The 1,666-nt window shown below is 38.2% G+C and carries 1 protein-coding gene; it reads left to right on the top strand.

Annotation, left to right across the window (positions count from 1 at the left end):
- The coding region (locus Q0410_RS04295; protein ID WP_299033242.1) for a type I restriction endonuclease at positions 1-1,666 on the top strand (1,666 nt) is incomplete at both ends.

The following is a 1,666-nucleotide window of genomic DNA, read 5'->3' as shown; positions in this document are numbered from 1 at the left end:
CTGAAAATGGCTTTATAGAGAGAAAAAACAAGGATTTCTCCAGGTCCTATGCTATGGATATAGACCTCCTTTTTGAATTTTTATATAAGAGCCAAGGAGATTTGATGGCTGACCTTGAGGGGATTTATAAGGACGACCTTAGAGAGACTCTTGTTAACTTTATCAATGGAGAAATTACTAAAAAAGGTTCTTCTCTTGTTGATGCCCTTAAAAATGGGATAGAGATTTCTAATAGAAAATTAGAGCTGATGTATACAAGGCCTGCCACAGATTTTAACAAGGACCTTACAGAAAAATACGAATCCAATATCTTTTCTGTCATGGAGGAGGTTTGGGCAAATGATGATGAAAGGGTAGACTTAGTTTTATTTTTAAATGGACTGGCAATAATTTCCCTAGAGCTTAAGAGCGAATATTCTGGCCAGACCTACAGGGATGCCATTGAACAATACAGGACAGACCGTGATCCTAAGTCTAGGCTATTTTTGTGGAAGGCAGGCTGTTTTGTAAACTTTGCCATGGATACATCAGAGGTCATGATGACTACCAAAATAGATGGGCCTGCGACTTTCTTCCTTCCTTTTAACAAGGGCAGGGGCGAGGGAGTTCACACAGGTGCAGGCAATCCAGAAGTTTCTGATAAGCTTCCTGTGTCCTATATGTGGGAAGAAGTCCTCACCAAGGATTCGCTTTTAGAGTTAATTAAGAAGTTTATTTTTATTGAGAGAGTCGAAAAAGAAGACGAACTTACTGGGTCTACAAAGATTAAGGAAACAGTAATTTTCCCTAGGTTTCACCAATTAGACCTGATTAGAAAATTAATGATTGATGTGAAGGAAAATAAGACTTCCCTAAATTACCTTATCCAACATTCGGCTGGTTCTGGCAAGACAAATTCAATTGCCTGGCTCGCTCATAGGTTGGTTTCCCTCCACGATATAGATAATAAGGTGATTTTTGATACAACTATAATTGTCACTGACAGGGTGGTGGTTGATAGGCAGTTACAAAAGGCAGTGATGAGTCTGGACCATGCCCACGGCCTAATAAAAACCATGGATGAGAAGTGTTCATCTCACGATTTAAAGCTTGCTCTTGAGGGCAATACAAAAATAATAGCAACAACTATTCAAAAATTTCCTTATATAGTTGATGAGCTTGTTGGACTTAAGGATAAAAATTTTGCAGTAATTATTGATGAAGCCCACTCTTCAACATCTGGCAAAAATATGATGGCTGTCAACGAGTCTTTGGCCTCTTATGATGGGGATTATCAGGACGAAGATGACCTTATCCTAGATAAGATTAGAAAATCAGGCAAGCAGGCCAATGTGTCTATGTTTGCTTTTACAGCTACACCAAAGGCTACTACCCTTAGGATGTTTGGAAGACTAAATAAAAATGGTAATTACGAGGCCTTCCACCTATATTCTATGAAACAGGCTATAGAAGAAGGTTTTATCCTAGATGTTTTGCAAAACTACACAACTTATGAAACCATGTATAGGATTAATAAGGAAATCGAAGATGACCCAACCCTTAAAACATCTGATGCCAAAAGAGCGATTGCAAGGTTTGTAGAACTTCATGATACAAATATTAGCCAAAGAGTCCAAATAATTATCGAACATTTTAAAAATAATGTCATGGACGGACTGGGTGGACA

The organism is uncultured Anaerococcus sp. (assembly GCF_937934665.1).
Classification (GTDB): domain Bacteria; phylum Bacillota; class Clostridia; order Tissierellales; family Peptoniphilaceae; genus Anaerococcus.
This window is presented reverse-complemented; position numbering and strand designations above follow the sequence as displayed.